Here is a 6,434-nt window from a genome sequence, read left to right on the forward strand (position 1 = left end):
GCGGTAAGCAACCCCACCCGAAAGTGCGGTCTTGCGAAGCCTACTCGGGCCGACCGACCATGGATCCCGTCCAAGGAAGCAAGAACAAGCACTTCCCAAGGGAAACAACATGACTGCCAAGCAATCCGTCACCGTGATCGGCCTCGGCCCCATGGGCCGGGCGATGGTCAGAGCCTTCCTCGATGCCGATGTCGACGTCACCGTCTGGAACCGCACCGCCGCCAAAGCCGACGACATGGCGGCACTCGGCGCCCGCAAGGCCCGCACCGTCGCCGAAGCCCTCGATGCCAATGAGACCGCCGTCCTCAGCCTCACCGACTACCCGGCCATGTACGACGTCCTCGGGCAGGCGCCCGACCGACTCGAAGGCACCACCGTCGTCAACCTCTCCTCCGACTCGCCGGAGCACGCCCGCCAGGGCGCCGCCTGGGTCCTCGACCACGGCGGCCACTACCTCTCCGGCGGCGTCATGTCCCAAGGCGACGACCTCACCCACCCCGACGCCTACCTCTACTACAGCGGCCCCAAGGAGCTCTTCGACGCCACAGCCGAGCTGCTCCGCCCACTCGGCCGCCAGGAGTACCTCGGCGACGACCAAGGACTCTCCCAGGTCTTCTACCAGGCCGAACTCGCCCTCTTCCACGCCTTCCTCATCGGCTGGCAGCAGGCGCTCGCCATCGTCGACCGCTCCGGCGCCGACTTCGACCGCTTCGTCACAGCCGCCACCGACCACCCGAACAGCTACCGCGACTTCATGCGCGCCTTCGCCGCACTCGCCGAACGAGGCGGCTGGGGCGACCGGGCGAGCTTCGCAATGATGCACGCCGGAGCCCAACACGTCATCGACACCAGCGAAGCCCTCGGCGTCGACGCCGAACTCACCAAGACCGCCCAGGACTACTACCGGCGCGCCATCGACGCCACCGAGAAGGCCGGACATCCCGTGCCCGTCTACCGCATCGTCCGCGGCGACGCCGCATAGAAAGCAGCGCACCATGACCAAAGGCAAGATCACCGTCCTCGGCCTCGGCGCGATGGGCTCGGCCATCACCGACCGCCTCCGCGAATCCGGCTACGCCACCACCGTCTGGAACCGCACCGCCGCCAAGACCGAACCCCACGTCGAAGCCGGATCCACCGCGGCCGACACCGTCGCCGGAGCCGTCACCGCAGGCGACATCATCTTCGTCGTCCTGCTCGACCACGCCAGCGTCCACGAACGCCTCGAACCCGTCGCCGCCGAACTCGAAGGCAAAGTCGTCGTCAACCTCACGACCACCACCCCGAACGAGGCCCGCACCACCGCGGCCTGGGCCGCCGAACACGGCATCGCCTACCTCGACGGCGCGATCATGGCCGTCCCCGACATGATCGGCCGACCGGGCTCGCGCCTCCTCTACTCCGGCGACGAGAACGCCTACGCCATCGCCGAATCCGTCCTCAAGACCCTCGGCACCGCCGAATTCGAAGGCGCCGACCCCGGCGTGGCCGCACTGAAGGACATGGCCCTCCTCTCGGCCATGGAACTCATGTTCGCCGGACTGATCCAGGCCGCGGCCATGATGCGAACGGTGGGAGTGAGCGCGGCCGACACCGCCGAAGAGACCACCGCATGGCTCGGCGCCATGCTGCCGAGCCTGCACGGACTCGCGGCGATCGTCGACGGCGGCGGCTACCGGACCGGCGGCCAGAGCGTCGACTTCACCAGAGCCGCAGCCGCCTCACTCATCACCGCCAGCCGCGAACAGGGCATCAGCGCCGACCTGCTCGAACCGCAGAAGAAACTCCTGGACGAACTCGCCGCCATCGGCCACGGCGCCGACGACTGGCCCCGCATCATCGAACTGCTGACCATCGAATAGCCGCTGCTGAGGTCAGGCCGCCCCGCCTGACCTCAGCAGCCGCAGCTTGTCGTGATCGTCCGTCCCCGGCGAGGCCGACAGAGTCACCAGCAGCTGGCCGCTCCCGTCCGCCACCCGGAACTGCTCCTTGTGCAGCGTCAACGCCCCCACGATCGGGTGATCGAACCGGACCGTCCCGATGTTGCAGTCGCGCACCTCGGCCCGCGCCCACAGCTCGGCGAAGTGCCGATGCCGCATCGACAGCTCGCCGATCAACGACGCCAGCTCCTCGTCCTCCGAGAACAGCGCCGCGACCTTCCGCAGCTGCGCCACCGTGTCCGCCGCGCACACCGGCCACGTCGGGAAGAACGGCCGCGAATCCTCGTCGAACACCAGCCGCGCCATGTTCGGATTCCGCTCCATGTCCCAACCGAGCGGCTCGTACAGCGCCCGAGCCATCTCGTTCGACACCAGCACGTCCATCCGGTGGTTCTGCAGCATCGACGGGAACTCGCCGACCGACTGGACCATCGTCCGCAGCTCCGGCCGGATGTCGGCGCACGGATGCCCCGGCCCCAGCCGCGTATAGCCCGCCAGCCGGTGCAGATGCGCCCGCGTGGTCGCATCGAGCCGCAACGCCCGCGCCACCGCGTCCAACACCTGATCGGACGGCCGCTTCGCCCGCCCCTGCTCCAGACGCGTGTAGTAATCCACGCTCACCCCGGCCAGCAGCGCCAGCTCCTCCCTGCGCAGCCCCGGCACGCGACGCCGCGAATCCTCACGCAGCCCCACGTCGGACGGGTTCACGCGCGCCCGCCTCGCCTGCAGGAACTTGCCCAGATCGGCCACATCCTCGAGCCGGTGAATCTCAGCCGCGTCCGGATCCATGCGGACCACCTCCGCCCGCAAGTATCACCGCATCGACGACCCGATGCCTAGGACCGTCAGTCCTATGATCGAACAACCCCAGGTCGAACAGGTGTCTGGCAGCCTCCCCGAAACGCCCGCAGCATGGTGCCGATGAACATCCACATCGTTTACGCCCACCCGTCCGCCACTTCACTCAACGCCGCACTGCGCGAGGAGATGACCGCTGAACTCGAAGCCCTCGGCCACATCGCCACTGTCAGCGACCTCTACGCCATGAAATGGAAGGCTGTCGCCGACTACGACGACTTCGGCGACGTCGACAACGACGGCTTCATGGCCGCCGCGGGCGAAGCCCACGCCAACGGCACGCAGACCGCCGACATCACCGCCGAACAGGAGAAGGTCCTGGCCGCCGACGCCCTGATCCTCCAATTCCCGCTGTGGTGGTTCACCATGCCCGCCATCATGAAAGGCTGGTTCGACCGGGTCTTCACCAACGGTTTCGGCTACGGCGACAACCGCACCTGGAAGCGCTACGGCGACGGCAGGCTCACCGGCAAGCGCGCCATGATCGTCACCACCACAGGCGCCGCCGAATCCCACCTGTCCGACCGAGGCGTCAACGGCGACATCGAGCACCTGCTCTTCCCGATCAACCACGGCATCCTCTTCTACACCGGCATGGACGTCCTGCCGCCCGTCGCCGTCACCGGAGCGGGACGCCTCGACCGCGAGGGCTACGCCCGAACCGCCGCCCACCTGCGCGAACGCCTCCGCACACTCGCGACCACCGAACCGATCGCCTTCCGACCCCAGGACAGCGGCGACTACGACGAGCACCGCCGCCTCAAGCCCGGCCTGGAACGCCCCCAAACCGCCGGCTTCGACCTCCACATCGCCTGAACACGCGAAAGCCGGAGCGGCACCATGCCGCTCCGGCCGCGAAGCCCGCTCCTGCCGGAAAAGGGCGACGACTTCAGGAAGACGAACGAGCCCCGGTCAGAGCTCGAACGGGAACTTGTCGGCGAACGCCGGCTTCAGATCGTCGACCCAGACCGCGTTCTCGTCGTACTTGGCGAAGAACGGACGACCGACGATCTCAGGGTTCCGCGCCTGGAGCATCCGCAGCGCGAACACCTTCTCGCCGTTGATCTCGGCGACGCCGTCCACGGCCACCTTGCCGGGCGTCGCCGACATCGACGGCCCGCGCACCGTCCGGCACAGTCCCGACACCTGGCTGAACGCGTCCCGGAAGACCTCCCAGGCCCGCACCAGCGGCACCGAGAAGTAGTCCTGCGGACCGGTGTCGCGCTCGATGAACATGTAGTACGGGATCATCCCCAGCTTGTGCTGGGTCCGCCACATCTGCGCCCACTGGTCCGCGTCGTCGTTGATCGTGCGGATGAGCGGCGCCTGCGTGCGGATGACCGCCCCAGTGGCCTCGATGCGGCGAACCGCCTCCTGGACCAGGTCCGACTCCAGCTCCTTGTGGTGCGAGAAGTGCGCCATGAACGCCAGGTTCCGACCCGACTTCACGACCTCCTCGAACAGGCGCAGCGTGTCGTCCGCGTCAGGGTCGGTCACGAACCGCTGCGGCCAGTAGGCCAGCGCCTTCGAACCGATCCGGACCGACTCGACGTGGTCCATGCTCAGCAGCGGCTCGATGTACCGGCGCAGGACCGCCTCGCCCATGATCATCGGGTCGCCGCCGGTCATCAGCACGCTGGTGACCTCCGGGTGGCGGCGCACGTACCCGGTCAGCTGCTCGACGTCGTTGTTCGCGATCTTCAGATCGTCGATACCGACGAACTGCGCCCACCGGAAACAGTAGGTGCAGTAGGCGTGGCACGTCTGCCCCTGCTGGGGGAAGAACAGCACCGTCTCCCGGTACTTGTGCTGGAGGCCCTGGATCGTCTCCTCACCGGACTTGGGGATGTTCAACTGGATCTGACCGGCGGGGTGGGGGTTCAACTTGTAGCGGACCTCGTTGGCCGCCGCCGTGACCTCCTGCTTGGGAGCGTCGTTCTTCAACAGCTTCGCGATGTGGTCGACGTCCTCGGCGGGCAGCATGTCCTCCTGCGGGAAGACCAGCCGGAACATCGGGTCGTCGAACGCGTTGTCCCAGTCGATGAGCTCATCGACGACGTAGGCATTGGTGCGGAACGGCAGCACCGACGCCACCGCTCTCGTCCGGAGTCTCTGCTCCTCCGTCAGCGGCGCTCGCTTCAGCAAGTCATCGAGGTGACGGATGGTGTAAGCGCGGAATCGCCGACCGGTGCTCTCAGGAGTAGTCACGGCGCACTCGACCTCCTCTACGTGTGAGTTTTTCAGCTGGGCAGATGGGCACACTTACGAATACGTGCGCGAAACGCACCTTCACCACGTCGATCCCCGGTTGGTTCCCACCCGGGGATCGACCCCGTGATGCTGCGATCACGGATGGTGCACCTGGTGCGTTCGCGCACAGTGTGCGATCAGTATGAATTTCTCTAAGGCTTGAAATCGACCCTAGCCCAGGGTCGCTTCCAGCGTGATCGGGACCGCCTTGAGCGCTTGGCTCACAGGGCAACCGTCCTTGGTGGCCTCCGCGATCTCGGCGAACTCGTCGGAGCCGATCCCCGGCACGGTGGCGTGAACGGCGAGCGTGATGCCCGTGATGCCGGTGCCCGGCTTGAAGTCGACGCTGGCCTCGGTGAGGATCTCCTCAGGCGCGTGGCCCGCCTTGCCCAGCCCGGCCGAGAGGGCCATGGAGTAGCAGGAGGCGTGGGCCGCCGCGATGAGCTCCTCGGGGCTCGTCTTGCCCTCGGGTTCGTTCGCGCGAGCCGCCCAGGTCACCGAAGTGTCCGGCAGACCGGACGAGACGAAGCTGGTGACACCGCTGCCGTTCTGGAGATCCCCGGTCCAGCGGGTGCTTGCTTTGCGAGTGACTGACATGCCTTCTCCTCTGATGTGCGGAGTAGTTGGTGCTCGCAGGCTAACAGCCCAACCGAGCGCCGGCGGACGGTCCGCGCCGACGGCGGGGTTCGTCGCACGGCCGCGGATTTGGGCGTAAGTCTTGATGTCTTCCCTGTTCAGGGGTAGGGTTGACCCAAAGAGGGACCCCCTGGTTTCGCCCCTCACGGGGGCGTGTATATTTGTCTCTGCCCGCGGGGGAACGGAACAGCCGAGAAGGCCGGTCCGGAGACTACGGAGGCACGCGACAAGCTCGAGAGAGCGCTGGCGCGGTCCGTAGATCGAAGCGCGGGGATCACCTGAGACTCGATATAGAGGCTCGACTGCCTGTGTGCAGGGTCATCATCCCTGTGTTAGACGGTGCAGTTTGCGACTGCTAATGTAGTCAAGTTGCTTCGGCTGAGGCTGATCTGAAAATATTTCAGTATCGCTTGGTTGTGGCGTGTTGTTTGAGAACTCAACAGGGTGTTTGGATGGTCAGCGTGCGGGCTGGCTGGATTGCTTGGTCTAGGTGCTGGGTGGTTTGGTTGGTACTGTTTTTGACTGTCTTTTCCTTGGGGCTGCTGGTCTGCTGAGATCGGTGGTTCCGGATAATCGGTCAGGGCATGCTTCGACACATACTTGTTTCAAGTTTTGGTTGGAGAGTTTGATCCTGGCTCAGGACGAACGCTGGCGGCGTGCTTCACACATGCAAGTCGAACGGAAAGGCTCCTTCGGGAGTGCTCGAGTGGCGAACGGGTGAGTAACACGTGGGTAACCTGCCCCCATCTT

The 6,434-nt window shown here is 66.2% G+C and carries 6 protein-coding genes and 1 rRNA gene; 4 read left to right on the top strand and 3 right to left on the bottom strand.

The window, feature by feature from the left end:
• Positions 1 to 109 precede the first annotated feature (109 nt).
• Both H613_RS0111745 and H613_RS0111750 read left to right on the top strand, forming a co-directional pair.
• Entirely contained in the window at positions 110 to 982 is an 873-nt protein-coding gene (locus H613_RS0111745; RefSeq protein ID WP_026923950.1) for an NAD(P)-dependent oxidoreductase, read from the top strand.
• A gap of 13 nt (positions 983 to 995) precedes the next feature.
• Complete coding sequence (locus tag H613_RS0111750; RefSeq protein ID WP_026923951.1) at positions 996 to 1,862, top strand: NAD(P)-dependent oxidoreductase; 867 nt, start codon at positions 996 to 998, stop codon at positions 1,860 to 1,862.
• 12 nt (positions 1,863 to 1,874) lie between these two features.
• On the opposite strand, the gene H613_RS26090 is transcribed toward H613_RS0111750, so the two are convergent.
• A complete protein-coding gene (locus H613_RS26090) occupies positions 1,875 to 2,729 on the bottom strand; it encodes a helix-turn-helix transcriptional regulator (RefSeq protein ID WP_211234787.1) in 855 nt (284 codons plus the stop codon).
• A gap of 132 nt (positions 2,730 to 2,861) precedes the next feature.
• Here H613_RS26090 and H613_RS0111760 point away from each other — a divergent pair, with 132 nt between their 5' ends.
• The gene (locus tag H613_RS0111760) at positions 2,862 to 3,614 is read left to right on the top strand and encodes an NAD(P)H-dependent oxidoreductase (protein WP_026923952.1); all 753 of its coding nucleotides are present in this window, start codon (positions 2,862 to 2,864) and stop codon (positions 3,612 to 3,614) included.
• Between the two features lie 96 nt (positions 3,615 to 3,710).
• On the opposite strand, the gene H613_RS0111765 is transcribed toward H613_RS0111760, so the two are convergent.
• Together H613_RS0111765 and H613_RS0111770 are read right to left on the bottom strand one after the other, a co-directional pair.
• Positions 3,711 to 4,943, bottom strand: a complete 1,233-nt coding sequence (locus H613_RS0111765; protein WP_245598541.1) for a KamA family radical SAM protein — start codon at positions 4,941 to 4,943, stop codon at positions 3,711 to 3,713.
• Between the two features lie 276 nt (positions 4,944 to 5,219).
• Complete coding sequence (locus tag H613_RS0111770) at positions 5,220 to 5,645, bottom strand: OsmC family peroxiredoxin (RefSeq protein WP_026923954.1); 426 nt, start codon at positions 5,643 to 5,645, stop codon at positions 5,220 to 5,222.
• A gap of 652 nt (positions 5,646 to 6,297) precedes the next feature.
• Between H613_RS0111770 and H613_RS0111775 the strand changes: the two genes are divergently transcribed.
• Positions 6,298 to 6,434, top strand: a 16S ribosomal RNA gene (locus H613_RS0111775); the annotation flags it as partial.

The sequence above is a fragment of the Glycomyces arizonensis DSM 44726 genome (assembly GCF_000482705.1).
In the GTDB taxonomy this organism is placed as follows: domain Bacteria; phylum Actinomycetota; class Actinomycetes; order Mycobacteriales; family Micromonosporaceae; genus Glycomyces; species Glycomyces arizonensis.